We start from the raw sequence: 23,927 nt of genomic DNA, 5'->3' as shown, positions 1-23,927 counted from the left end.
GACAACGTGTCGATCACGGTGAAGCTGATCAACCCGATCGCGATGGAAGAAGGTCTGCGCTTCGCAATTCGCGAAGGCGGCCGCACGGTCGGCGCTGGTGTCGTCGCAAAGATCATCGAGTAAGCTCGAGGATTGCTATAGAAGTATGCAGTGCTCGGGTCCGGGCATTCGCTCTCCGCGAGCGCCCGGACCTACGTTCTTTGTTTAATCGGCGATGCAATATCGCCTCGCTCTTTCTAAGGAATTCGTCATGCAGAACCAGAAAATCCGCATTCGCCTGAAGGCATTCGACTATCGCTTGATCGACCAATCGGCGGCTGAAATTGTCGATACGGCAAAGCGGACTGGCGCAATCGTTCGTGGCCCGGTGCCGCTGCCGACCCGCATTCAACGCTTCGACATCCTGCGTTCGCCGCACGTTAATAAGACGTCGCGCGATCAGCTCGAAATTCGCACGCACCAACGTCTGATGGACATCGTCGACCCGACGGACAAGACAGTTGACGCGCTGATGAAGCTGGATCTGCCGGCTGGCGTGGATGTTGAAATCAAGCTGCAGTAAGGCTTTCAGCCCCTGTCCGGCATGCCGGACAGCGCTAAGTCATTGATTGCTTGCGGAAAACGAAACGGCTCGCTATACTAGTGAGCTTTTCGCGCATTTGCGTAAAAAGTCGGCGTGTCGCAGCATGGTTTCATGCCCGAAACGGCGCCGACATTTTGTAAATTAGCCCCGACCAATCGCAGTCGGGAATGGAGAAAACGATGAGCCTTGGACTCGTAGGTCGCAAGGTTGGCATGACCCGTATCTTCACGGCTGAAGGGGATTCGATTCCCGTCACCGTGCTGGACGTGTCCGACAACCGCGTGACGCAGATCAAGACTGTTGAAACCGACGGCTATACGGCCGTGCAGGTTGCCTTCGGTACGCGCCGTGCATCGCGTGTAACGAAGCCCTTGGCAGGTCATCTCGCCAAAGCCGGCGTTCAAGCCGGTGAAATCCTCAAAGAGTTCCAGATCGATGCCGCTAAGGCTGCTGAGCTGTCGAACGGCACCGTGGTTGGTCCTGAGCTGTTCGAAGTGGGCCAGAAGGTCGACGTGCAAGGCGTGTCGATCGGTAAGGGCTACGCCGGCACCATCAAGCGTTACAACTTCTCGTCTGGCCGTGCGTCCCACGGCAACTCGCGCTCGCACAACGTGCCGGGCTCGATCGGTATGGCGCAGGATCCGGGTCGTGTTTTCCCGGGTAAGCGCATGACCGGTCACATGGGTGACGAGAAGGTAACGGTGCAAAACCTCGAAATCGCTCGTATCGACGCTGACCGCAAGCTGCTGCTGGTCAAGGGCGCGGTTCCGGGTGCGAAGGGTGGCAAGGTATTCGTTACGCCGGCCGTGAAGACGCGTGCCGTGAAAGGAGCGAAATAATGGAACTTAAGCTCCTGAATGCCAATGGTCAGGAAGGTGCAGGCGTTAGCGCGTCGGACGTCGTGTTCGGCCGCGATTACAACGAAGCCCTGATTCACCAGGTGGTGGTTGCGTACCAAGCGAATGCCCGTAGCGGCAACCGCGCGCAGAAGGATCGTGAGCAGGTCAAGCACACGACCAAGAAGCCGTGGCGCCAGAAGGGTACGGGTCGCGCCCGTGCCGGTATGTCGTCGAGCCCGCTGTGGCGCGGCGGCGGCCGGATCTTCCCGAATTCGCCGGAAGAAAACTTTTCGCACAAGGTCAACAAGAAGATGCATCGCGCAGGTCTCTGCTCGATCTTCTCGCAGCTGGCTCGCGAAGGCCGCATTTCGGTGGTCGACGAGTTGACGCTCGAAGCGCCGAAGACGAAGCTGCTTGCCGAAAAATTCAAGGCGATGGGTCTCGACTCCGTGCTGGTGATCACCGACACGGTTGACGAAAACCTGTACCTCGCGTCGCGCAACCTCGCCCACGTGGCGGTTGTCGAGCCGCGTTACGCCGACCCGCTGTCGCTGATCTATTTCAAGAAGATCCTGATCACGAAGGCTGCGGTCGCCCAGATCGAGGAGTTGCTGTCATGAGCGAGATTCGCAAGAACGATCATCGTTTGATGCAGGTCCTGCTCGCGCCGGTGGTCTCCGAAAAGGCGACGCTGGTTGCCGACAAGAACGAGCAGGTTGTGTTCGAAGTCGCGCCGGATGCCACGAAGCAGGAAGTTAAGGCTGCAGTCGAGCTGCTGTTCAAGGTGGAAGTCGACTCCGTCAACGTGCTGGTCGCGAAGGGCAAAGCCAAGCGCTTTGGCCGCTTCATGGGCAAGCGCAAGGACGTGAAGAAGGCTTACGTCTGCCTGAAGCCCGGCCAGGAAATCAACTTTGAAGCGGAGGCCAAGTAATCATGGCAATCGTGAAAGTTAAGCCGACTTCGCCGGGCCGCCGCGCGATGGTCAAGGTGGTCAACAAGGAGCTGCACAAGGGCAAGCCGTTCGCGGCACTGCTCGACACGCAGTCGTCGACCGCCGGCCGTAACAACAACGGTCACATCACCACACGTCACAAGGGTGGTGGTCACAAGCATCACTATCGTGTCGTCGACTTCCGTCGCACGAAGGATGGTATTCCGGCAAAGGTCGAGCGTCTCGAGTACGACCCGAACCGTAGCGCGAACATCGCGCTGGTTCTGTACGCAGACGGCGAGCGCCGCTACATCATTGCTCCGAAGGGTGTCACGGTCGGTCAGCAACTGATGTCGGGTTCGGAGGCGCCGATCCGCGCAGGTAACACGCTGCCGATCCGTAACATTCCCGTCGGTACGACGATTCACTGCATCGAAATGCTGCCAGGTAAGGGCGCGCAAATGGCGCGTTCGGCTGGTACGTCGGCAATGCTGCTGGCTCGCGAAGGCGTCTATGCGCAGGTTCGCCTGCGTTCGGGCGAAATCCGTCGCGTGCATGTTGAATGCCGCGCGACGATCGGCGAAGTGGGCAACGAAGAGCACAGCCTCCGTCAAATCGGTAAGGCTGGCGCGAACCGCTGGCGCGGTATCCGCCCGACGGTGCGTGGCGTTGCAATGAACCCGGTCGACCACCCGCATGGTGGTGGCGAAGGCAAGACTGCGGCTGGCCGCGATCCGGTGAGCCCGTGGGGCACGCCGACGAAGGGCTATCGCACCCGCAGCAACAAGCGCACGACGAGCATGATCGTCCAGCGTCGTCACAAGCGTTAAGGAGTAGGCAATGGCACGTTCTATTAAGAAAGGTCCGTTCTGCGACGCCCATTTGCTGAAGAAGGTTGAGGCGGCTGCAGCATCGCGTGACAAGAAACCGATCAAGACCTGGTCGCGTCGCTCGACGATCCTGCCGGACTTCATCGGCCTGACGATCGCCGTTCACAACGGCCGTCAACACGTTCCGGTGTATGTCACGGAAAACATGGTCGGCCACAAGCTTGGCGAGTTCGCACTGACCCGTACGTTCAAGGGTCACGCAGCCGACAAGAAGGCCAAGAAATAAGGGGCAATCAAGATGGAAGTGAAAGCAATTCATCGCGGTGCCCGCATCTCGGCGCAGAAAACGCGCCTTGTGGCTGACCAGATCCGCGGTTTGCCGGTCGACAAGGCGCTGAACGTTCTGACGTTCTCGCCGAAGAAGGCTGCGGGAATCGTGAAAAAGGTCGTGCTGTCGGCGATCGCGAATGCGGAACACAACGAAGGCGCCGATATCGACGAGCTCAAGATCACGAGCATCTACGTCGACAAGGCAGCATCGCTGAAGCGTTTTACCGCGCGCGCAAAAGGCCGCGGTAATCGCATCGAGAAGCAATCCTGTCACATCACTGTGACGGTCGGGAATTAAGGGGTCATACGATGGGACAGAAAATTCATCCGACTGGCTTCCGTTTGGCCGTCAGCCGCAATTGGGCTTCGCGCTGGTACGCGAACAACAATAATTTCGCGGCGATGTTGCAGGAAGACATCGGTGTTCGTGAATACCTGAAGAAGAAGCTGAAGAACGCGTCCGTCGGCCGCGTTGTGATCGAGCGTCCTGCAAAGAACGCACGTATCACGATTTTCAGCTCGCGTCCGGGTGTCGTGATCGGCAAGAAGGGTGAAGACATCGAACTGCTGAAGTCCGAGCTGCAGAAGCGCATGGGCGTCCCGGTTCACGTCAACATCGAAGAAATCCGCAAGCCGGAAACCGACGCGCAACTGATCGCTGATTCGATCACGCAACAGCTCGAGCGCCGGATCATGTTCCGCCGCGCGATGAAGCGTGCGATGCAGAACGCGATGCGTCTGGGCGCTCAAGGTATCAAGATCATGAGCGCTGGCCGTCTGAACGGCATCGAAATCGCTCGTACGGAATGGTATCGCGAAGGTCGCGTGCCGCTTCATACGCTGCGTGCTGATATCGACTACGCAACGTCGGAAGCAAAAACGACGTACGGCATCATCGGCGTGAAGGTGTGGGTCTACAAGGGCGATACGCTCGGCCGCAACGACGCACCGGTGGTCGAAGAAGTCGCCGAAGAAAAGCGTCCGCGCCGCAACGCACGTCCGGGTGGCGATCGCCGTCCGCGTCGTGATGGTGAAGGTGGTGGCCCGGCAGGTGCACGCCGTGGCGCTCCTCGTCGTGCTGGCGGTGCCGGCGGCGACGGGAAGACTGGAGAATAACGATGCTGCAACCGAAACGCAGAAAGTATCGCAAAGAGCAGAAAGGGCGTAACACCGGCGTTGCTACCCGCGGCAACGCGGTGTCGTTCGGTGAGTTCGGCCTGAAGGCTGTCGGTCGTGGCCGTCTGACCGCGCGCCAGATTGAGGCAGCGCGTCGTGCAATGACGCGTCACATCAAGCGCGGTGGCCGCATCTGGATTCGTATTTTCCCGGACAAGCCGATCTCGACCAAGCCGGCAGAAGTGCGTATGGGTAATGGTAAGGGTAACCCGGAGTACTACGTCGCTGAGATTCAACCGGGCAAGATGCTGTACGAAATGGACGGCGTAACCGAAGAACTGGCGCGCGAAGCGTTCCGTCTGGCGGCAGCGAAGCTGCCGCTGAAGACGACGTTTATCGTACGTCAGCTCGGCGCCTAAGGAGCAAATGATGAAGGCTTCCGAACTTCACCAGAAAGATCAGGCCGCGCTCAACAAGGAGCTGTCGGACCTGTTGAAGGCGCAATTCGGCCTGCGCATGCAACTCGCGACTCAGCAACTCACGAACACGAGCCAGCTGAAGAAAGTCCGTCGCGACATCGCTCGTGTGCGGACCGTCCTGACTGAGAAGGCGAACCAGAAATGAACGATAGCGTAAAAACCTCGCTCAAGCGGACGCTGGTCGGCAAGGTCGTCAGCAACAAGATGGACAAGACGGTTACCGTGCTGGTCGAGCACCGCGTGAAGCACCCGATCTACGGCAAATACGTCGTGCGTTCGAAGAAGTACCATGCGCATGATGATGCGAACACGTACAACGAGGGCGACCTCGTTGAAATCCAGGAAACTCGTCCGATTTCGAAGACGAAGGCTTGGGTTGTGGCTCGCCTGGTCGAGGCTGCTCGCGTCATCTAATGTCGCAAAGCTGTAGAAGTAATTGAAATCGCAGTAAGTTTCGCTTGCAAGACCGGGATTATTTGATATAATCTCGGTCTTCCCTCTTTATGGGAGCCCCGTCGCGGGCGAAGTTGGTGGGGGAAGCGGTCCGGGCGCCAGCCTGTACCGAAGGATTCACCGGATTGCGATGGCGGGTTTCGTTTGCCGTCGCTGCTGTTCTAACCCAAGCAGCCGATTGGCTGACGGGACCAAGACTGACCGGGAAGCGCCATGGTGGTGTGACCGGATTAAGTTGGGAAAGATAAACCATGATCCAGACCGAAACTCGGCTTGAAGTGGCCGACAACACGGGTGCACGTGAAGTCATGTGCATCAAGGTGCTCGGCGGCTCGAAGCGTCGTTATGCCAGCATTGGCGACATCATCAAGGTGACTGTCAAAGAGGCAACGCCGCGCGGGCGCGTGAAGAAAGGCGAAATCTACAACGCCGTGGTGGTTCGCACCGCCAAGGGCGTGCGCCGTCAAGACGGCTCGCTGATCAAGTTCGACGGCAACGCAGCTGTGTTGCTTAACACCAAGCTCGAACCGATCGGCACCCGTATTTTCGGGCCGGTCACGCGCGAGTTGCGAAGCGAGCGATTCATGAAGATCGTTTCGCTGGCACCTGAAGTGCTGTAAGGAGTCGCGATGAACAAGATTCGCAAGGGTGACGAAGTTATCGTCATCACCGGCAAAGATAAGGGCAAGCGTGGCGTAGTATTGGCCGTTCACGGCGAGACCGTGACTGTCGAGGGTATCAATCTCGTCAAGAAGCACGTCAAGCCGAACCCCATGAAGGGTACGACGGGCGGCGTGGAAGCCAAGACGATGCCGCTGCAAATTTCGAACGTCGCATTGGTCGACGCGAATGGCAAGCCATCGCGTGTAGGCATCAAGGTCGAAGGGGACAAGAAGGTCCGTTTCCTGAAGACGACCGGTGCTGTGCTGAGCGCCTGACGCTGCGGAGTAAAAAATGGCTCGTTTGCAAGAGTTTTACAAAGAGAAGGTTGTACCCGGCCTCATCGAGAAGTTCGGTTACAAGTCTGTGATGGAAGTGCCGCGCATCACCAAGATCACCCTGAACATGGGTCTTGGCGAAGCTATTGCCGACAAGAAGATCATCGAAAACGCGGTTGGCGATCTGACGAAGATCGCGGGCCAGAAGCCGGTGATCACCAAGGCGCGCAAGGCAATCGCTGGCTTTAAGATCCGTCAGGGCTATCCGATCGGTGCGATGGTCACGCTGCGCGGCCAGGCAATGTACGAATTCCTGGACCGTTTTGTGACGGTTGCGCTCCCTCGTGTGCGCGATTTCCGTGGCGTGTCGGGCAAGGCGTTCGATGGTCGCGGCAACTACAACATCGGTGTGAAAGAGCAGATCATTTTCCCCGAAATCGACTACGACAAGATCGACGCACTGCGTGGGCTGAACATCAGCATCACGACGACTGCGAAGACTGACGACGAAGCAAAGGCTCTGCTCGCCAGCTTCAAGTTCCCGTTCAGAAACTGAGGTTACCGTGGCTAAACTGGCACTGATCGAACGTGAAAAGAAGCGTGCTCGCCTCGCTGCTAAGTACGCTCCCAAGCGCGCTGCACTGAAGGCAATCATTAGCGATACGAGCAAGTCGGAAGAAGAGCATTACGCAGCACGTCTGGAACTGCAACAACTGCCGCGCAACTCTAACCCGACCCGTAAGCGCAATCGTTGCGCGATTACCGGTCGTCCGCGCGGCACGTTCCGAAAATTCGGGCTTGCGCGTAACAAGATTCGTGAAATCGCGTTCCGCGGCGAGATCCCTGGCCTGACCAAGGCGAGCTGGTAATAGGAGAAACATAAATGAGCATGAGTGATCCTATCGCCGATATGCTGACTCGCATCCGCAATGCGCAGATGGTCGAGAAGGTTTCGGTGACTATGCCCTCGTCGAAAGTCAAGGTTGCGATTGCGCAGGTCCTGAAGGACGAAGGTTATATCGACGATTTCGCAGTGAAGTCCGAAGGTGCGAAGTCGGAATTGAACATCGTGTTGAAGTATTACGCTGGCCGCCCGGTCATCGAGCGCATCGAACGCGTCTCGAAGCCTGGTCTGCGTGTGTACCGCGGCCGTAACGATATCCCCGTGGTCATGAATGGCCTGGGCGTGGCAATCGTGTCAACGCCGAAGGGCGTGATGACCGACCGCAAGGCACGTGCAACGGGCGTTGGCGGCGAAGTCATCTGCTACGTCGCTTAAGGCCGAAAGGAGAGAAACATGTCTCGAGTAGGTAAGAGCCCGGTCGCGCTGCAAGGCGCGGAAGTGGCCCTGAGCGGCGAAAGCATCACTGTCAAGGGTCCGCTGGGTACGATTTCGCAGGCTGCCAACAGCCTCGTGAAGGTGGTGAACGACAACGGCACGCTGAAGTTCGAGCCGGTCGACGAAAGCCGCGAAGCGAATGCGATGTCGGGCACAATGCGCGCACTGGTTGCGAACATGGTGCACGGCGTGACGAAGGGTTTCGAGCGCAAGCTGACGCTGGTTGGCGTTGGTTACCGCGCACAAGCGCAAGGCGACAAGCTGAATCTGTCGCTGGGTTTCTCGCACCCGGTGGTGCATCAGATGCCGGCTGGCGTCAAGGCAGAAACCCCGTCGCAAACCGAAATCGTGATCAAGGGGATCAACAAGCAACAAGTCGGTCAAGTCGCTGCAGAAGTGCGCGGCTACCGTCCGCCGGAGCCCTACAAGGGCAAGGGCGTGCGTTACGCCGATGAGGTTGTGATCCTCAAAGAAACGAAGAAGAAGTAAGGGTGCGCAATCATGGATAAGACTCAATCTCGCCTGCGCCGCGCTCGTCAGACGCGTATCAAGATCGCCGAACTGCAGGTCGCGCGTCTCGCCGTGCATCGCACGAACACGCACATCTATGCGCAAGTGTTCTCGCCGTGCGGCACCAAGGTGCTCGCCAGCGCGTCGACGCTCGAAGCCGAAGTGCGTGCGCAACTGGCCGATCAGTCGGGCAAGGGCGGCAACGTTGCTGCTGCAACCCTGATCGGCAAGCGCATTGCAGAAAAGGCTAAGGCTGCCGGCATCGAATCCGTCGCCTTCGACCGTTCGGGTTTTCGTTACCACGGCCGCGTGAAAGCGCTGGCTGATGCGGCGCGCGAAGCCGGACTCAAGTTCTAAGGGAAGAATTCGTCATGGCAAAGATGCAAGCTAAAGTTCAGGCTGACGAACGCGACGACGGCCTTCGTGAAAAGATGATTTCGGTCAACCGCGTGACCAAGGTCGTGAAGGGTGGCCGTATTCTCGGCTTCGCTGCACTGACCGTGGTTGGTGATGGTGATGGCCGCGTCGGTATGGGCAAGGGCAAGGCGAAGGAAGTGCCGGTCGCTGTCCAGAAGGCGATGGAACAGGCTCGCCGCAACATGTTCAAGGTGCCATTGAAGAACGGTACCCTGCAACACGAAGTGCACGGTAAGCACGGCGCATCGACGGTCCTCCTCGCTCCGGCGAAGGACGGTACCGGTGTGATCGCAGGTGGCCCGATGCGCGCAGTGTTCGACGTGATGGGCGTGCAGAACGTCGTGGCGAAGAGCCACGGTTCGACGAATCCGTACAACCTCGTTCGTGCGACGCTCGACGGTCTGCGCAAGCAGTCCACGCCAGCCGACATCGCTGCGAAGCGTGGCAAGTCCGTCGAAGAAATTCTGGGCTAAAGGTGGACACCATGTCTGATAAAACTGTCAAGGTCCAGCTCGTCAAGAGCCTGATCGGCACCCGCGAATCGCACCGTGCAACGGTGCGTGGCTTGGGCCTGCGCCGACTCAATTCGGTTAGCGAGTTGCAGGACACGCCGGCTGTGCGCGGCATGATCAACAAGGTTTCGTACCTCGTTAAGGTCATCAGCTAAGCGGCTGACCAGGACTCAAGGAGTTGATAATGGAATTGAATAACCTGAAGCCGGCTGAAGGCGCGAAGCACGCAAAGCGTCGCGTCGGTCGCGGCATCGGCTCCGGCCTCGGTAAGACCGCTGGCCGTGGTCACAAGGGTCAGAAGTCGCGTTCGGGCGGCTTTCACAAGGTTGGCTTCGAAGGCGGTCAAATGCCGCTGCAACGTCGCCTGCCGAAGCGTGGCTTCACTTCGCTGACGAAGGAATTCGTCGGTGAGGTGCGTCTGTCGGATATCGAGAAGCTGCCGGTTGACGAAATCGATCTGCTTGCTCTGAAGCAGGCCGGCCTCGTAGGCGAACTGATCCGTAGCGCCAAGATCATTGCAACGGGCGAGCTCAAGCGCAAGGTCGTTGTGAAGGGTCTCGGTGCAACGAAGGGCGCGCGCGCTGCTATCGAAGCAGCCGGTGGCTCTTTTGCCGAGTAACGCGCAAGTTATTTGCCGTCACTAGCACTTGCATCGGAGAAGGTACTTGGCTAACAGTCCGAGTCTCGCAAAACCCGGTCGCAGCGCGGCGAAGTTTGGCGATCTGCGTCGGCGAGCAGTATTCCTGCTGCTGGCGCTGGTCGTCTACCGCATCGGCGCGCATATTCCGGTGCCGGGTATCGACCCGGACCAACTGGCGAAATTGTTCCAGAGCCAGTCGGGCGGCATCCTTGGCATGTTCAACATGTTCTCGGGTGGCGCACTTTCGCGGTTCACGATTTTCGCGCTTGGGATCATGCCGTACATTTCGGCGTCGATCATCATGCAGTTGCTGGCGATTGTCTCGCCGCAGCTCGAAGCGCTGAAAAAGGAAGGGCAGGCAGGTCAGCGGAAGATTACGCAATACACGCGGGTCTTCACGGTTGTGCTGGCGACGTTTCAGGCGTTCGGTATCGCCGTCGCGCTGGAAAATCAGCCGGGCCTCGTGATCGATCCGGGGATGGTGTTCCGGTTGACGACGGTCGTAACGCTGGTGACTGGCACGATGTTCCTGATGTGGCTGGGTGAGCAGATCACGGAGCGCGGGCTTGGCAACGGTATTTCGATCATCATTTTTGGCGGTATTGCAGCGGGTTTCCCGAATGCAATCGGTGGTCTTTTTGAACTGGTGCGAACTGGCTCGATGAGCATCATCTCGGCGATTATCGTCGTCGCGCTGATTGCCGCTGTGACGTATCTGGTGGTGTTCATCGAACGCGGCCAGCGCAAGATTCTTGTGAATTACGCCAAGAGGCAAGTGGGTAACAAGATATACGGCGGCCAGTCCTCGCATTTGCCGCTGAAGCTGAACATGTCGGGTGTGATTCCGCCGATCTTTGCATCGTCGATCATTCTCTTCCCGGCAACTATCCTGAACTGGTTCAGTTCGGGTTCGCGTACCAGCTGGTTCGCAGACACGTTGCACAACGTGGCCGAAGCCCTGAAGCCCGGTCAGCCCGTGTACGTGTTGCTGTACGCGTTGGCGATCGTCTTCTTCTGCTTTTTCTACACCGCATTGGTGTTCAACAGCAGAGAAACGGCCGACAACCTGAAAAAGAGCGGCGCTTTCGTCCCGGGCATTCGCCCGGGCGATCAGACGGCGCGATATATCGACCGCATCCTCACGCGTCTGACGCTGGCCGGTGCGATCTACATCGTGTTCGTTTGCCTGCTGCCCGAATTTCTGGTGCTGCGCTGGAACGTGCCGTTTTATTTTGGTGGAACGTCGCTGCTGATCATTGTCGTCGTCACAATGGATTTCATGGCGCAGGTGCAGTCGTACGTTATGTCGCAACAGTATGAATCGCTGCTGAAGAAAGCTAATTTCAAAGGCGGCGGCGTCCCGATGCGTTGAAAGGACTTATGGCCAAAGACGATGTTATCCAGATGCAGGGCGAAGTAATTGAGAACCTGCCTAATGCTACCTTCAGGGTGAAGCTGGAAAACGGCCATGTCGTATTGGGACACATATCCGGCAAGATGCGGATGCACTACATTCGGATTCTGCCGGGCGACAAGGTGACGGTTGAATTGACGCCTTACGATCTGTCGCGTGCGCGGATCGTGTTCCGGGCGAAGTGATTTGAAAAAAGGGTAATATCATGAAAGTGATGGCATCGGTTAAGCGCATTTGCCGCAATTGCAAGATCATCAAGCGCAAGGGCGTTGTGCGCGTGATTTGCAGCTCTGATCCGCGCCACAAACAGCGTCAAGGCTGAACGCCGCGCTTTTGCTTGCGCTTTTTGTTTGAGGAAAAACAATGGCTCGTATCGCAGGGGTTAACATCCCGAATCACCAGCATACCGAAATCGGCCTGACGGCTATTTATGGTATCGGTCGCACGCGCTCGCGCGACATTTGCGTCGCTGCTGGTGTGGCATTTTCGAAGAAGGTCAAAGACCTGACTGACGCAGACCTCGAAAAGCTGCGTGAAGAAGTCGGCAAGTTCATCGTGGAAGGCGATCTGCGCCGTGAAACGACGATGAACATCAAGCGCCTGATGGATCTCGGCTGCTATCGTGGCGTGCGGCATCGTAAGGGTCTTCCCCTGCGCGGCCAGCGCACGCGTACGAATGCCCGTACGCGCAAGGGTCCGCGTCGTGCAGCGCAATCGCTGAAGAAGTAAGCGGAACTGACAGTTACAGGAAAACGTAATGGCTAAGGCTTCGAACAACTCCGCGGCGCAACGCGTTCGCAAGAAGGTCAAGAAGAACGTCGCCGAGGGCGTGGTTCACGTTCACGCGTCGTTCAACAACACCATCATCACGATTACCGACCGTCAAGGCAACGCGCTTGCTTGGGCAACGTCGGGAGGTCAGGGCTTCAAGGGCTCGCGAAAGTCGACCCCGTTTGCGGCTCAGGTCGCAGCTGAATCGGCTGGCCGTGTGGCGATGGAATACGGCGTGAAGAACCTCGAAGTGCGGATCAAGGGCCCCGGTCCTGGCCGTGAATCGGCGGTGCGCGCGCTGCATGGTCTTGGCATCAAGATCACCGCGATCTCCGACGTGACGCCGGTCCCGCATAACGGCTGCCGTCCGCCGAAGCGTCGCCGTATCTAAGACGCCGGTTTTGCGAGCGCGCCTGTTGCCGCCTAGCGCGGCGGCGGGCTGCGCGCGTTACTGAATTGACTAAGCCCACCGTTCGACCCAAAGGGTTCGGACTAGCGCGAGTGGAAGCATTCGCGTGATCAATCATAGAAGGAATCAACGTGGCACGTTATATCGGCCCCAAGGCCAAGCTGTCCCGCCGTGAAGGCACTGACCTTTTCCTGAAGAGCGCCCGTCGTTCGCTCGCTGACAAATGCAAGCTTGATAGCAAGCCGGGCCAGCACGGCCGTATCTCGGGCGCGCGTACGTCCGACTATGGCACGCAGCTGCGCGAAAAGCAAAAAGTGAAGCGTATCTACGGTGTCCTCGAGCGCCAGTTCCGTCGCTATTTCGCTGAAGCGGACCGTCTGAAGGGCAACACGGGTGAAAATCTGCTGCAGCTGCTTGAGTCGCGCCTGGACAACGTGGTGTATCGCATGGGCTTCGGCTCGACGCGCGCTGAAGCACGTCAGCTGGTGGGCCACAAGGCGATCACGGTGAACGGCGTTGTGACGAACATTCCGTCGATGCAAGTGAAGGCTGGCGACGTCGTCGCGGTGCGCGAACAGAAGCGCAAGCAGGCTCGTATCATCGAAGCCCTCTCGCTCGCTGAACAAGGTGGCATGCCGAGTTGGGTCGCGGTCGACGCGAAGAAGTTCGAAGGTACCTTCAAGCAAAAGCCGGAGCGCAGCGACATCGCTGGCGACATCAACGAAAGCCTGATCGTCGAATTGTATTCGCGGTAATCGGATTGATGGCCGGGGCACCCCAATTGCGTTGCGCAAGGGGGCGTCTCGGCTGTTTATTTTCAGGTTGTGACCGGTCAGCCTTATCGGTGTAACGAGCCGAGGGTATTGAAAAGGAAAACCTATGCAAACCAGTTTGTTGAAGCCCAAGATCATCGCAGTTGAATCGCTTGGCGAGAGCCACGCGAAAGTGGTCATGGAACCGTTTGAGCGCGGTTATGGCCACACCTTGGGTAACGCGCTTCGGCGCGTGCTGTTGTCGTCGATGGTGGGCTACGCGCCGACTGAAGTGACGATTGCAGGCGTCGTGCATGAGTATTCGACGCTCGACGGTGTGCAAGAGGATGTGGTCAACCTGTTGTTGAACCTGAAGGGCGTCGTCTTCAAGCTGCATAACCGTGACGAAGTGACGGTTATGCTCCGCAAGGAAGGCGAAGGCGTAGTCACCGCCGGCGATATCGAGCTCGCACACGATTGCGAGGTCATCAACCCGGATCACGTGATTGCGCATCTGTCGAAGGGCGGTAAGCTCGACGTGCAGATCAAGATCGAAAAGGGCCGGGGCTATGTGCCGGGCAATGTGCGTCGTTACGGCGAAGAGTCGGCCAAGATCATCGGCCGGATCGTGCTGGACGCATCATTCTCGCCGGTTCGTCGCGTGAGCTACGCAGTCGAAAGCGCTCGTGTTGAGCAGCGCACCGACCTCGACAAGCTCGTGATGAACATCGAAACAAACGGCGTGATTTCGCCGGAGGAAGCGATTCGTCAATCGGCGCGCATTCTGGTCGATCAGCTGTCGGTATTCGCGGCGCTGGAAGGTACCGAAGCAGCGGCGGAAGCGCCGTCGCGCGCACCGCAGATCGATCCGATCCTGCTGCGCCCGGTCGACGATCTCGAGCTGACAGTTCGTTCCGCGAACTGCCTGAAGGCCGAGAACATCTACTACATCGGCGACCTGATCCAGCGTACCGAGAACGAACTGCTCAAGACGCCGAATCTGGGCCGCAAGTCCCTGAATGAGATCAAGGAAGTTCTGGCATCCCGTGGTCTGACTCTCGGCATGAAGCTCGAAAACTGGCCGCCGGCAGGTCTCGACAAGTAAGCGGACAAGTATTCGGGTGTAGGTCCCGATTTGCACCGCTGTACTGTGCTGGCAAAGACGCGGATTTTCCTTTAGAATCCGCGTCTTGTCTTTATTCACTACCGGCCCGTGCGCTCAGTGTGTGCTGCCCTTTGGGGCAGAACGAGTGCGATAGAAGAGCTGGATCAAAACTTTGAACCGAAGGAATCAACATGCGTCACCGTCATGGTCTGCGGAAACTGAACCGCACGAGCAGCCACCGTCTGGCAATGCTCCGTAACATGTCCAACTCGCTGATCGAGCACGAAGTCATCAAGACTACGTTGCCGAAGGCGAAGGAACTCCGTAAAGTCGTCGAGCCGCTGATCACGCTTGGCAAAAAGCCGTCGCTGGCGAACCGCCGTCTGGCGTTCAACCGTCTTCGTGATCGTGATTCGGTCACTAAGCTGTTCGAAGTGCTCGGCCCGCGCTACGCAACCCGTCCGGGCGGCTACCTGCGCGTGCTGAAGTTCGGCTTCCGTGTCGGCGACAACGCGCCGATGGCGCTGGTCGAACTGCTCGACCGTCCGGAAGTTGAAGAAACGGAAGTGCAAGAAGCTGAATGAGTTTCACAGCTGCGACAAAAAGCCAGGCGAATCGCCTGGCTTTTTGTTTTGAGCGACAGATTATTCACGGACATGGACGCTAGGCCGCAGCGGCCAAATGCCGGGAGGCGCACTGGGGCGCGACAGGGCCAGGTGATACGATATGGGGATCGAAATCCTGCGTCGCCGGAGCTTTGTGTGAGTGTGGATGTGACCTTGATATTGACGACGGTGCCAGATGAGGCCGTTGCTGAAAAGCTCGTCGCTGATGCGCTCGCGGCGCGCCTTTGTGCGTGCGTCACGCAGCTACGCACCGTGCAGTCGACCTATCACTGGCAGGGCGCGATCGAAGTCGCGCAGGAAATCCAACTGCTGTTCAAGACGAGTGCTGCTCGCGCGCTAGAACTCGAGCAATTCATTCAGTTGCATCATCCCTACGACACACCGGAAATCCTTTCATGGCAGGCGACTGCCTCCACCGCGTATGGCCAGTGGATCACAGCTGAAACCCAACGTCCTCTTCATGTTTAACGGTCTCGACCGGCGTGCACGCGCTGCGATGCGCACCGCATTCTTTCTGCTCGGTTGTGTGTTCCTCGCACAGGTCGGTACGCTCGCGCGCGCCGGGGACGACTTCCTCGATCCGGCCGTGGCGTTCAGATTCAGCGCGACCGAGCAGCCGGGCGAAGTCGTCGTGACGTACAAGATCGCGGATGGCTACTACATGTACCGCGAACGCTTCGCGTTTGCGGCCCGCAACGGCACGGGGACGCTTGGCGAGCCGCAATTGCCGGCCGGTCACGTGAAGTTCGATCAGACGTTCAACAAGAATGTCGAGACCTACCGCCACGAATTGACGTTCCGCATTCCGGTCAAGCAGAGCGCCGGGCCATTCGATCTTGCGGTGACGTCGCAGGGCTGCGCCGACGCCGGCATCTGCTACCCGCCGATGGAGCGCGTGTACCACGTGAGCGGAGAGGCACTGCAACCCGCTGGCAACGCGCCAGCGGCGCTGACCGCCCCAGCCGCGCAACAACCCGGCTCCGCCGACAACGAACCTTGGTACGAACGCGCGACCAGCGCCGACTACGCGCAGTCGCTGCTGCAGCGTGGTGGCTTTTTCGCGATCGTCGGGCTTTATTTCGTCGCGGGCGCAATTCTGAGCCTGCTGCCGTGCTCGTACCCGATGATCCCGATCCTGTCGGCGATCATCATCGGTGAGGGCGCACGCGTGACGCGCGGGCGTGGTTTCGCGCTGTCGCTCGCGTATGTGATCGGGATGGCGCTCGTGTATACGGTGCTCGGCGTCATGGCCGCGCTTCTCGGACAGAGTCTCGGCGCGTGGCTGCAAAATCCGTGGGTGCTCGGCACGTTCGGCGGACTACTGACAATTTTCGCGCTGTTGCTGATCGCCGGCGTGGATATCGAACTGGCGCCGCGCTGGCGCGATCGCATGTCGAGCGCATCAACGGGACGCCCGGGCGGCAAATTCACTGCGGTCGCCGTGATGGGTGCACTGTCGGCGTTGGTGGTCGGTGCCTGCATGACCGCGCCGCTTTTTGCGGTGCTCGCCTTCATCGCGCATACAGGCAATGCGGTGCTCGGCGGGGCGGCGCTGTTCTCCATGGGCATCGGACTCGGTGTGCCGTTGCTGATCATCGGTCTCGGTGCGGGAACACTGCTGCCCCGCGCTGGAAAGTGGATGGACAGCGTGAAAGTGTTCTTTGGTGTCGTGCTGCTCGCGGCGGCGCTGTGGATCGTCTGGCCGGTGCTCGGCGGGGCGGCGTCGATGCTGTTGAGCGCGCTTTGGCTACTGATCGCTGCAGTTGCGCTCGGCCTGTTTTCCTCATCGGTGTCGGGCGGCTCCGTGTGGCGCCGGCTGGGCCGGGCGGTCGGGGTCGTGATGGCGGTCTGGGCTGGTGCGCTTTTAGTGGGCCTCGCGGCGGGATCGTCGGATCCTCTTCGGCCCCTGGCGGTGCTCGCGGAGCGCGCCGGCAATCACGCGAGCGCCGGGAAGGATGGCCCGAACGCGGCCGCAACGGTGTCACAAAGCGATCTGACGTTCGCCCCGGTGCGCTCGGCGGACCAGCTCGACCAGGCCGTCAAAACGGCCGCACAGCCGGCCATGCTCGATTTTTACGCTGACTGGTGCGTGAGCTGCAAAGAAATGGAGAAATTCACGTTCAGCGACCCGCGCGTTCAGGCGAAGCTGAAGCAGATGAGTCTGCTGCGCGCCGACGTCACCGCGAACAATACCGACGACCAGGCGCTGCTCAAGCGCTTCAACCTGTTCGGCCCGCCAGGGATTATTTTCTTCGACCAAGCCGGCAGGGAAGTCTTGCGAGTGGTCGGATACGAATCGGCGGATAAATTCCTGCGTACGCTGGACCGGGCAACGGCGTCGGGAGTGTAGTCGAACCCTGCAGGGCGTTGCGAGGCCGCGGTGGCAACAACGCCAGCACAAAAAAAACGGAGGCGAAACCCGCAGGTTTTCCTCCGTTTTCAATTTCAACAGGCGCGCGCAAAACCGCGCGCCGGCTCACTTCTGCGAACGCAGAATCCGCGCGGCATCGAGCGCAAAATACGTCAGCACGCCATCCGCGCCGGCACGCTTGAAGGCGAGCAGCGATTCCATCATGACCTTGTCGTGATCGAGCCAGCCGTTCTGAGAGGCGGCCTTCAGCATCGCGTATTCGCCGCTCACCTGGTACACGTACGTCGGGAACTGGAACTCGTCCTTCACGCGACGCACGATGTCCAGATACGGCATGCCCGGCTTGACCATTACCATGTCCGCGCCTTCGTTGATATCGGCCTGCACTTCGCGCAGCGCCTCATTCGAATTAGCGGGGTCCATCTGGTAAGTCATTTTGTTGCTCTTGCCGAGATTCGTCGCGGAACCGACGGCATCGCGGAAAGGGCCGTAGAACGCGGACGCGTACTTTGCCGCATACGCCATGATGCGCGTGTGAATGTGGTCCTCGCTCTCGAGCATTTCGCGGATCGCGCCGATGCGGCCGTCCATCATATCCGACGGTGCGACGATGTCGACGCCGGCTTCCGCCTGCGCGCGAGCCTGTTCGACGAGGATCTCGACGGTTTCGTCGTTGAGCACGTAGCCGGTTTCGTCGAGCACGCCGTCCTGGCCATGGCTCGTGTACGGATCGAGCGCCACGTCGGTGAGCACCCCTAGTTCCGGGAAATTCTTCTTCAGCTCACGCACTGCGCGCGGAATCAGGCCGGCCGGGTTGACGGCCTCGCGCCCGTCAGAAGTCTTCAGGGAGGGCTCGATCGCGGGGAATAGCGACAATACCGGCACGCCCAGTTCGACGCATTGCTCGGCGACGCCCATCAGCAGATCAACCGACACGCGCTCGACGCCCGGCATCGACGGCACGGCCTGCCGCACATTGGTGCCTTCGACGATAAATACGGGGTAAATAAGATCGTTGGTCGTGAGGATATTTTCCCGCATCATGCGACGCGAGAAGTCGTCACGACGCATGCGGCGCGGACGGTGGTGCGGGTAGAAGCTCATATCGAATCGAAGATCGTGGATGGGTGGAGTGGACAAATAGCACTTGGCTCCGCTCCCGGAAACTTTTCGAGACAATGGTATATCATACCGATCGAGCAAGGCGCCTGGCGCTGACCTCCCCGCTTCTCCTCCCTGAGCGGGTGCCTGTCGTTTATCGATTAGGCTGTTCGACCCGCCGTTCTAGCGGCGGGTTTTTTTATGTGAGGCCGCCAACGCGCCTTGATAGGTGTTCCTCCGGCATTTCAGCGCGCGGCAGGATTCCGGCACCGATCGACGCTCACCCGACGGCCGGCGCTTCGCCTGTTTCTCCTGGCGTCCGTGGGATCAACCAGCTCTCGATCAGCTCGTGCGCCTCGTCGAGCCCCGTCCGTTTGAGCGCCGAAAACAGCTGCGCGGTCAGCTCGCCGCGATAACCTGCGGCGCGATATTCGGCCAGTCCTTTCTGCGCGGTGCGCAACGCGTTCGTGCTTTCCTGACGCGTCAATTTGTCGCATTTCGTGAGCAGCGTATGGATCGGCTTGCCGGTCGGCGCGAACCACTCGATCATCCGTCGATCGAGCTCCGTCAGCGGGCGGCGCGAATCCATCATCAGGATCATGCCGCGCAGTTGCGAGCGCGACTGCAAGTACGTGGACAACAACGCTTCCCAGTGCGCCTTCGCGGCCCCTGGCACTTCCGCGTAACCGTAACCTGGCAGGTCTACCAGATAAGCGGTCGGCTCATCTGCCTTGCCAACCGAGAAATAATTGATGTGCTGCGTACGGCCTGGTGTCTTGCTCGCGAACGCAAGACGCTTCTGATTGCAGAGTACGTTGATCGCGGTCGACTTGCCCGCGTTCGAGCGTCCCGCGAAAGCGATCTCGGGCTGCGCGGTAGCCGGCAGGTCACGCAGATGATTGACGGTGGTGAAGAAGCGGGATTCGTGGAGCAGGAAGGGCATGGTGGAAGCCAGATTGAAGACGCCGCGGAGCCCGCAGCGGGAACGGGGTCAAGCCCGACTGGCGTCTAAGCGATTAGCGGGTTATTGTACAATACGACGGTTTACTGAAAACCTTAGGAGGCCGCCCCACGTGCCTTGGCGGCTCCTGGTGATCATTCGATCGCCGTCGTCGTACTTTGCAGAACCTCTAAAATCCCACAAGACGAGACAGGGTGTGCGAATGAATCGACTGAGCAAGACTCTGATGGTGCTTCATGTAGCGGCAGGTCTTTCAGGTTTGGCAATTCAGGCACGAGCAGCAGATCCGGCAAAGCCGGACATCAATCGGGGGCAGGCAATCGCGGTACAGGTATGCGCGGCATGTCACGGGGCAGACGGCAATAGTGCCGGCGGCGCCTATCCGAAGCTGGCCGGCCAGCATCCCGAGTATCTCGTCAAGCAGCTCAAAGATTTCAAGACACAACCGGGCGCCAAACAGCCTGCGCGCAACAATGCGATCATGGCAGGTATGGCCGCCGCGCTTTCCGATCAGGACATGATCAACGTCGCGGCTTATTTCTCGACGCAGACGCCGAAGCCGGGCTTTGCACATGACAAGAACACCGTCGCGCTAGGTCAGCAGATCTATCGCGGTGGAATCGCAGACCGCGGCGTGCCGGCCTGCGCGAGTTGCCACGGGCCCACGGGGCAGGGCATTCCGATTCAGTATCCGCGCCTCTCCGGGCAGTGGGCCGAGTATTCGGTGACGCAGTTGAGCGCGTTCACTCAAGGTCCGGGCGCTCGTAACAACAACGAGGCGATGCATGCGATAGCATCGCGTTTGTCGGACAACGAAATCAAAGCGGTTGCCGACTACATCGCGGGGCTGCGTTAAGCGGCTCACATTCGCGAATCAAACCGGCCCGACGAGGCCGTTGAAAAACAAGAAAAGGGTGAGGGTGTCGTGCTTTCGACAGCCCTTCACCCTTTTTTGCTGTTCAGTCGGAGTTTGAATGAGCGTCACCACGTCGGGTCTGCAGTCGAAGTCGGGCAATCGCATCATGCGCAGCACCGTCGAGCTCATGAGCTCGATGCGTTTCGCCATCGCGCTGCTCGTCATTCTGTCGATCGCCAGCATCGTCGGTACCGTCCTCACGCAGGACGATCCGTATCCCAACTACGTCAACCAGTTCGGTCCGTTCTGGGCCGATATCTTCCGGGCACTGAGCCTCTACACGGTGTACAGCTCGTGGTGGTTCATGCTGATCCTCGGCTTTCTGATGGTGTCGGTGTCGCTGTGCGTGATCCGCAATGCGCCGAAGATGCTCGCCGACGCGAAGAGCTGGAAGGACAAGGTCCGCGAAGGCAGCCTGCGCGCGTTCCATCACAAGGGTGAATTCGCGGTGCACGGCACGCGCGCTCAGACCGCCACCGTGCTCGCCAAACTGTCCGGCAAGCTCGGCTATAAGTTCGTCACGCGCGAGTCCGACGGTGCGACCCTGATCGCCGCGAAGCGTGGCGCGCTGACGAAGTTCGGCTACATCTCCGCGCACCTCGCGATCGTTGTGATCTGTCTCGGCGGCCTGCTCGACAGCAATCTGCCGATCAAGCTTCAGATGTGGCTGTTCGACAAGTCGCCGATCCGCTCGAACACGATCATCAACGACATTCCGGCCGAGCATCGTCTGTCGCAGTCGAACCCGACGTTCCGTGGCTACGCGTGGGTGCCGGAAGGGCAGCATGTGTCGACGGCGATTCTGAACCAGCCGGACGGGTCGCTGATCCAGGACCTGCCGTTTTCGATCGAGCTCAACAAGTTCATCGTCGATTACTACTCGACCGGCATGCCGAAGCTGTTCGCGAGCGATATCGTCGTGATCGATCACAAGACTGGCGCACGCGTGCCGGCGCGCGTCGAGGTCAACAAGCCGTTCGAATACGACGGTGTGTCGATCTACCAATCGAGCTTCCAGGATGGCGGCTCGCAGATGCAGATGACCGCCTACCCGATGACCGGCCCGAGCGCGAAGACCGCGCCGTTCGGCGGCACGATCGGCGGTAGCGCGCCGCTGAGCGCTGCCACGCCGCTCGCCGACGGTCAGACCGTCGAATTCACCGACTTCCGGGCGATCAACGTCGAGAACATCTCGAACGGCAATGGTCAGAACGATGCGCGCGGTGTCGCCGCGCACCACTCGCTGAAGGAAGCGTTCGACGAGCGCCTCGGCTCGGGCGCGAAGACTTCCAGGCCGGTCGATCTGCACAACGTCGGTCCCTCGGTGCAGTACAAGATTCGCGGCAAGGACGGTCAGGCGCGCGAGTACAACAACTACATGCTGCCGGTCGATGTGAACGGCGAAAAGATGTTCCTTGCGGGCATGCGCATGAATCCCGACGACCCGTTCCGCTACCTGCGCATTCCCGCCGACAGCGGTGGTACGCTGAAGGAATGGATGAATCTGCGCGCCACGCTCGAAGACCCGAACCAGCGTGCCATCGCCGCTCATCGGTTCGCGCAGCGCTCGGTGCCGGGCTCGAATGCGGAGTTGCAGCAGCATCTGCAGGAAAGTGCCTTGAGGGTGCTGACCCTTTTTGCGGGCGTCGACGGCAGCATGAAGATGCCGAATGAAGAAACGCTCGGCGGCTTCCAGGCGATCGCCGGTTTTATCGACCGTTCAGTGCCGAAAGACGAACAGGAAAAGGCCGCGGGCCTGCTGCTGCGCATGCTCGAAGGCGCGACGTGGGATCTGTGGCAGCTTTCCCGCCAGCAGCTTGGCGAGTCCGCCGCGCCGGCCGACGCCGACACGAGCCGCTTCATCCAGAGTTCGCTCAATGCGATATCCGACAGCTTTCTGTATGGATCGCCGGTCTATTTGCAGCTTGATTCGTTCAAACAGGTGCAAGCTTCGGTATTTCAGTTGACACGCGCACCGGGCAAAAAAGTCGTGTATCTTGGCAGCTTGCTTCTCGTATTGGGCATCTTTTCGATGTTCTACGTCCGCGAACGGCGCCTGTGGTTCTGGCTCAAGGACACGGACCACGGCACGAGCGTCGTGATGGCGATGTCCAGCGCGCGCAAGACGCTAGACTTCGAGAAGGAGTTCGTCCAGACGCGCGACGCCGTGAGCGCCGCACTGGGCGCGAAACTCGTCGAAGCAGCCGATGCCGCCCCGGTCGCTCAGGCCGCCGCATCGTCGGCAAGCTCAAAGGATTCGACCCGGTAAGATCATGGACTTGACTCAGGTTTCCCCCTCATCTTCGTCTGCTTCGCGCGCCGACAAGGCGGCTGCGAACAGCACGCCCGAACTCCCGCTCTACGACGAGCGGCCGTTCCTGAGACGGCTCGGTATCATCGACTGGCTGTTCGCGCTTGCGCTCGTCGGGGGCGCCGGGTTCGCGCTGTCGCGCTATTACCCGTTCATGAACTACTACGACAAACTGGTGCTGGTGTGCTCGGTGCCGGTTTTCGTCGTGCTCGGCTGGCGCTGGAAACCCGTGCGTCCGCTGATGGTGGGGATCGCCGCGCTGTCGCTGCTCGCGATCCAGATCTACCACGGCGACCTGAGCCGCGCTGACAACGCATTTTTCCTCAAGTATTTCCTGTCGAGCCAGTCCGCGATCCTGTGGATGAGCGCGCTGTTCGTGTTCGCGACCGTGTTCTATTGGATCGCGCTGCTGTCGCGCTCACCGACCGGCGCGGCGATCGGATCGAAGATGACGTGGGCGGCGGTGCTGATGGGCTTCGTCGGCATGATGGTGCGCTGGTACGAGTCGTACCTGATCGGCGCGGACGTCGGCCATATTCCGATCTCGAACCTTTATGAAGTGTTCGTGCTGTTCAGCCTGATCACCGCGCTGTTCTACCTGTATTACGAGCAGCATTACAACACGCGCGCGCTCGGCGCGTTCGTGCTGCTCGTGATCAGCGCAGCCGTCGGCTTCCTGATGTGGTACTCGGTCTCACGAGACGCGCAGCAGATCCAGCCGCTCGTACCAGCGCTGCAAAGCTGGTGGATGAAGATTCACGTGCCGGCGAATTTCATCGGCTATGGCAGCTTCGCGCTGTCGGCGATGGTCGGCGTCGCGTATCTGGCAAAGGAGCGCGGTGTGCTGGCCGATCGCCTGCCGGCGCTCGACGTGCTCGACGACGTGATGTACAAGTCGATCGCGGTCGGCTTCGCATTCTTCACGATCGCGACGATTCTCGGCGCGCTGTGGGCGGCCGAGGCATGGGGCGGCTATTGGAGCTGGGACCCGAAGGAGACGTGGGCGCTGATCGTCTGGCTGAACTACGCGGCCTGGCTGCACATGCGTTTGATGAAGGGCCTGCGCGGCGCGGTCGCCGCATGGTGGGCGCTGACCGGTCTGCTCGTCACGACCTTCGCGTTCCTCGGGGTGAACATGTTCCTGTCGGGACTGCATAGCTACGGCAAGCTGTAAGATCCGCCGCGCTGAACCGACTAAGAACCGCCGTGTGCATTGCACCGGCGGTTTTTTTGTGTGCGATGGAATATTCATTACCTCGCGGTGTTTGCTGAT

37 protein-coding genes are annotated in these 23,927 nt (G+C 59.6%); 35 read left to right on the top strand and 2 right to left on the bottom strand.

Going from position 1 to position 23,927, the window contains the following annotated elements:
- From LJ655_RS25135 to dsbD, 32 genes are all read left to right on the top strand, one after another.
- Positions 1 to 123: EF-Tu C-terminal domain-related protein (locus tag LJ655_RS25135; RefSeq protein WP_456243385.1), on the top strand; the 123-nt coding region annotated here is incomplete at its 5' end.
- Positions 124 to 250: 127 nt separating this feature from the next.
- Positions 251 to 562: a 30S ribosomal protein S10 gene (gene rpsJ / locus LJ655_RS25130; RefSeq protein WP_006998489.1), complete on the top strand. Its 312-nt coding sequence runs from the start codon at positions 251 to 253 to the stop codon at positions 560 to 562.
- 200 nt (positions 563 to 762) lie between these two features.
- Positions 763 to 1,422, top strand: a complete 660-nt coding sequence (gene rplC, locus LJ655_RS25125; RefSeq protein ID WP_230563899.1) for a 50S ribosomal protein L3 — start codon at positions 763 to 765, stop codon at positions 1,420 to 1,422.
- Positions 1,422 to 2,042: a 50S ribosomal protein L4 gene (rplD, locus tag LJ655_RS25120; protein ID WP_007180136.1), complete on the top strand. Its 621-nt coding sequence runs from the start codon at positions 1,422 to 1,424 to the stop codon at positions 2,040 to 2,042. The genes rplC and rplD overlap by 1 nt, the downstream gene beginning before the upstream one ends.
- Positions 2,039 to 2,353, top strand: a complete 315-nt coding sequence (gene rplW / locus LJ655_RS25115) for a 50S ribosomal protein L23 (RefSeq protein ID WP_008923345.1) — start codon at positions 2,039 to 2,041, stop codon at positions 2,351 to 2,353. Before rplD ends, rplW begins: the two co-directional genes overlap by 4 nt.
- Before the next feature lie 2 nt (positions 2,354 to 2,355).
- Positions 2,356 to 3,183, top strand: a complete 828-nt coding sequence (rplB, locus tag LJ655_RS25110; protein WP_008923344.1) for a 50S ribosomal protein L2 — start codon at positions 2,356 to 2,358, stop codon at positions 3,181 to 3,183.
- A 10-nt stretch (positions 3,184 to 3,193) separates the two neighbouring features.
- A complete protein-coding gene (gene rpsS, locus LJ655_RS25105) occupies positions 3,194 to 3,469 on the top strand; it encodes a 30S ribosomal protein S19 (protein ID WP_006998484.1) in 276 nt (91 codons plus the stop codon).
- Positions 3,470 to 3,481: 12 nt separating this feature from the next.
- Positions 3,482 to 3,811, top strand: a complete 330-nt coding sequence (gene rplV, locus LJ655_RS25100; protein WP_007730533.1) for a 50S ribosomal protein L22 — start codon at positions 3,482 to 3,484, stop codon at positions 3,809 to 3,811.
- 11 nt (positions 3,812 to 3,822) lie between these two features.
- Positions 3,823 to 4,629, top strand: a complete 807-nt coding sequence (rpsC, locus tag LJ655_RS25095; protein ID WP_012434570.1) for a 30S ribosomal protein S3 — start codon at positions 3,823 to 3,825, stop codon at positions 4,627 to 4,629.
- 2 nt (positions 4,630 to 4,631) lie between these two features.
- On the top strand, positions 4,632 to 5,048 hold the full coding sequence (rplP, locus tag LJ655_RS25090) for a 50S ribosomal protein L16 (RefSeq protein ID WP_008923342.1): 417 nt from the start codon (positions 4,632 to 4,634) through the stop codon (positions 5,046 to 5,048).
- A gap of 10 nt (positions 5,049 to 5,058) precedes the next feature.
- Positions 5,059 to 5,253, top strand: a complete 195-nt coding sequence (gene rpmC, locus LJ655_RS25085; protein ID WP_007180130.1) for a 50S ribosomal protein L29 — start codon at positions 5,059 to 5,061, stop codon at positions 5,251 to 5,253.
- The gene (gene rpsQ / locus LJ655_RS25080; RefSeq protein WP_007180129.1) at positions 5,250 to 5,522 is read left to right on the top strand and encodes a 30S ribosomal protein S17; all 273 of its coding nucleotides are present in this window, start codon (positions 5,250 to 5,252) and stop codon (positions 5,520 to 5,522) included. The genes rpmC and rpsQ overlap by 4 nt, the downstream gene beginning before the upstream one ends.
- A gap of 290 nt (positions 5,523 to 5,812) precedes the next feature.
- Positions 5,813 to 6,181 carry a 50S ribosomal protein L14 gene (gene rplN, locus LJ655_RS25075; RefSeq protein WP_006998478.1) on the top strand — a complete coding sequence of 123 codons (369 nt, stop codon included), beginning with the start codon at positions 5,813 to 5,815 and terminating at the stop codon, positions 6,179 to 6,181.
- Between the two features lie 9 nt (positions 6,182 to 6,190).
- On the top strand, positions 6,191 to 6,499 hold the full coding sequence (rplX, locus tag LJ655_RS25070; RefSeq protein WP_008923340.1) for a 50S ribosomal protein L24: 309 nt from the start codon (positions 6,191 to 6,193) through the stop codon (positions 6,497 to 6,499).
- Positions 6,500 to 6,515: 16 nt separating this feature from the next.
- Positions 6,516 to 7,055, top strand: coding sequence for a 50S ribosomal protein L5 (rplE, locus tag LJ655_RS25065; protein ID WP_085489231.1), 540 nt, complete (start codon positions 6,516 to 6,518; stop codon positions 7,053 to 7,055).
- A 7-nt stretch (positions 7,056 to 7,062) separates the two neighbouring features.
- On the top strand, positions 7,063 to 7,368 hold the full coding sequence (gene rpsN, locus LJ655_RS25060; RefSeq protein WP_008923338.1) for a 30S ribosomal protein S14: 306 nt from the start codon (positions 7,063 to 7,065) through the stop codon (positions 7,366 to 7,368).
- 14 nt (positions 7,369 to 7,382) lie between these two features.
- Positions 7,383 to 7,778 carry a 30S ribosomal protein S8 gene (rpsH, locus tag LJ655_RS25055; RefSeq protein WP_006052216.1) on the top strand — a complete coding sequence of 132 codons (396 nt, stop codon included), beginning with the start codon at positions 7,383 to 7,385 and terminating at the stop codon, positions 7,776 to 7,778.
- 18 nt (positions 7,779 to 7,796) lie between these two features.
- Positions 7,797 to 8,327: a 50S ribosomal protein L6 gene (rplF, locus tag LJ655_RS25050; RefSeq protein WP_230563894.1), complete on the top strand. Its 531-nt coding sequence runs from the start codon at positions 7,797 to 7,799 to the stop codon at positions 8,325 to 8,327.
- Positions 8,328 to 8,339: 12 nt separating this feature from the next.
- Complete coding sequence (gene rplR, locus LJ655_RS25045; protein WP_008923336.1) at positions 8,340 to 8,705, top strand: 50S ribosomal protein L18; 366 nt, start codon at positions 8,340 to 8,342, stop codon at positions 8,703 to 8,705.
- Between the two features lie 14 nt (positions 8,706 to 8,719).
- Positions 8,720 to 9,238 carry a 30S ribosomal protein S5 gene (rpsE, locus tag LJ655_RS25040; RefSeq protein WP_004197945.1) on the top strand — a complete coding sequence of 173 codons (519 nt, stop codon included), beginning with the start codon at positions 8,720 to 8,722 and terminating at the stop codon, positions 9,236 to 9,238.
- An 11-nt stretch (positions 9,239 to 9,249) separates the two neighbouring features.
- Positions 9,250 to 9,432, top strand: a complete 183-nt coding sequence (gene rpmD, locus LJ655_RS25035; protein ID WP_008923335.1) for a 50S ribosomal protein L30 — start codon at positions 9,250 to 9,252, stop codon at positions 9,430 to 9,432.
- A 29-nt stretch (positions 9,433 to 9,461) separates the two neighbouring features.
- Positions 9,462 to 9,896: a 50S ribosomal protein L15 gene (gene rplO, locus LJ655_RS25030; protein ID WP_062128337.1), complete on the top strand. Its 435-nt coding sequence runs from the start codon at positions 9,462 to 9,464 to the stop codon at positions 9,894 to 9,896.
- A gap of 46 nt (positions 9,897 to 9,942) precedes the next feature.
- Positions 9,943 to 11,289: a preprotein translocase subunit SecY gene (gene secY / locus LJ655_RS25025; protein WP_008923333.1), complete on the top strand. Its 1,347-nt coding sequence runs from the start codon at positions 9,943 to 9,945 to the stop codon at positions 11,287 to 11,289.
- 8 nt (positions 11,290 to 11,297) lie between these two features.
- Entirely contained in the window at positions 11,298 to 11,516 is a 219-nt protein-coding gene (gene infA, locus LJ655_RS25020; protein WP_004521905.1) for a translation initiation factor IF-1, read from the top strand.
- Between the two features lie 20 nt (positions 11,517 to 11,536).
- Entirely contained in the window at positions 11,537 to 11,653 is a 117-nt protein-coding gene (rpmJ, locus tag LJ655_RS25015; protein WP_004199844.1) for a 50S ribosomal protein L36, read from the top strand.
- A 41-nt stretch (positions 11,654 to 11,694) separates the two neighbouring features.
- On the top strand, positions 11,695 to 12,060 hold the full coding sequence (gene rpsM / locus LJ655_RS25010) for a 30S ribosomal protein S13 (RefSeq protein ID WP_008923332.1): 366 nt from the start codon (positions 11,695 to 11,697) through the stop codon (positions 12,058 to 12,060).
- Between the two features lie 28 nt (positions 12,061 to 12,088).
- Positions 12,089 to 12,493, top strand: a complete 405-nt coding sequence (gene rpsK, locus LJ655_RS25005; RefSeq protein ID WP_006052224.1) for a 30S ribosomal protein S11 — start codon at positions 12,089 to 12,091, stop codon at positions 12,491 to 12,493.
- 149 nt (positions 12,494 to 12,642) lie between these two features.
- On the top strand, positions 12,643 to 13,266 hold the full coding sequence (gene rpsD / locus LJ655_RS25000) for a 30S ribosomal protein S4 (protein WP_230563893.1): 624 nt from the start codon (positions 12,643 to 12,645) through the stop codon (positions 13,264 to 13,266).
- Positions 13,267 to 13,390: 124 nt separating this feature from the next.
- The gene (locus tag LJ655_RS24995) at positions 13,391 to 14,368 is read left to right on the top strand and encodes a DNA-directed RNA polymerase subunit alpha (protein ID WP_230563892.1); all 978 of its coding nucleotides are present in this window, start codon (positions 13,391 to 13,393) and stop codon (positions 14,366 to 14,368) included.
- 191 nt (positions 14,369 to 14,559) lie between these two features.
- Complete coding sequence (gene rplQ, locus LJ655_RS24990; protein WP_008923330.1) at positions 14,560 to 14,952, top strand: 50S ribosomal protein L17; 393 nt, start codon at positions 14,560 to 14,562, stop codon at positions 14,950 to 14,952.
- Positions 14,953 to 15,129: 177 nt separating this feature from the next.
- Positions 15,130 to 15,462 carry a divalent-cation tolerance protein CutA gene (cutA, locus tag LJ655_RS24985; RefSeq protein ID WP_230563891.1) on the top strand — a complete coding sequence of 111 codons (333 nt, stop codon included), beginning with the start codon at positions 15,130 to 15,132 and terminating at the stop codon, positions 15,460 to 15,462.
- Complete coding sequence (gene dsbD / locus LJ655_RS24980) at positions 15,455 to 17,344, top strand: protein-disulfide reductase DsbD (RefSeq protein ID WP_230563890.1); 1,890 nt, start codon at positions 15,455 to 15,457, stop codon at positions 17,342 to 17,344. The genes cutA and dsbD overlap by 8 nt, the downstream gene beginning before the upstream one ends.
- Before the next feature lie 126 nt (positions 17,345 to 17,470).
- Here dsbD and hemB read toward each other — a convergent pair whose 3' ends face one another.
- Positions 17,471 to 18,469 (bottom strand): porphobilinogen synthase, encoded by a 999-nt coding sequence (gene hemB, locus LJ655_RS24975; protein ID WP_230563889.1) that lies wholly within the window; start codon positions 18,467 to 18,469, stop codon positions 17,471 to 17,473.
- Positions 18,470 to 18,746: 277 nt separating this feature from the next.
- Positions 18,747 to 19,409: a ribosome biogenesis GTP-binding protein YihA/YsxC gene (yihA, locus tag LJ655_RS24970; protein ID WP_230563888.1), complete on the bottom strand. Its 663-nt coding sequence runs from the start codon at positions 19,407 to 19,409 to the stop codon at positions 18,747 to 18,749.
- A gap of 220 nt (positions 19,410 to 19,629) precedes the next feature.
- On the opposite strand from yihA, the gene LJ655_RS24965 reads away from it, so the two are divergent.
- From LJ655_RS24965 to ccsB, 3 genes are all read left to right on the top strand, one after another.
- Positions 19,630 to 20,283 carry a c-type cytochrome gene (locus LJ655_RS24965; protein ID WP_230563887.1) on the top strand — a complete coding sequence of 218 codons (654 nt, stop codon included), beginning with the start codon at positions 19,630 to 19,632 and terminating at the stop codon, positions 20,281 to 20,283.
- A 118-nt stretch (positions 20,284 to 20,401) separates the two neighbouring features.
- The gene (locus tag LJ655_RS24960) at positions 20,402 to 22,612 is read left to right on the top strand and encodes a cytochrome c biogenesis protein ResB (protein ID WP_230563886.1); all 2,211 of its coding nucleotides are present in this window, start codon (positions 20,402 to 20,404) and stop codon (positions 22,610 to 22,612) included.
- Between the two features lie 4 nt (positions 22,613 to 22,616).
- Positions 22,617 to 23,828, top strand: coding sequence for a c-type cytochrome biogenesis protein CcsB (gene ccsB / locus LJ655_RS24955; protein ID WP_230563885.1), 1,212 nt, complete (start codon positions 22,617 to 22,619; stop codon positions 23,826 to 23,828).
- Positions 23,829 to 23,927: the final 99 nt, after the last annotated feature.

This window comes from Paraburkholderia translucens (assembly GCF_020881035.1).
Lineage (GTDB): Bacteria > Pseudomonadota > Gammaproteobacteria > Burkholderiales > Burkholderiaceae > Paraburkholderia > Paraburkholderia translucens.
The sequence above is the reverse complement of the archived record's forward strand: the minus strand, read 5'-3'. Positions and strand labels throughout refer to the sequence as shown.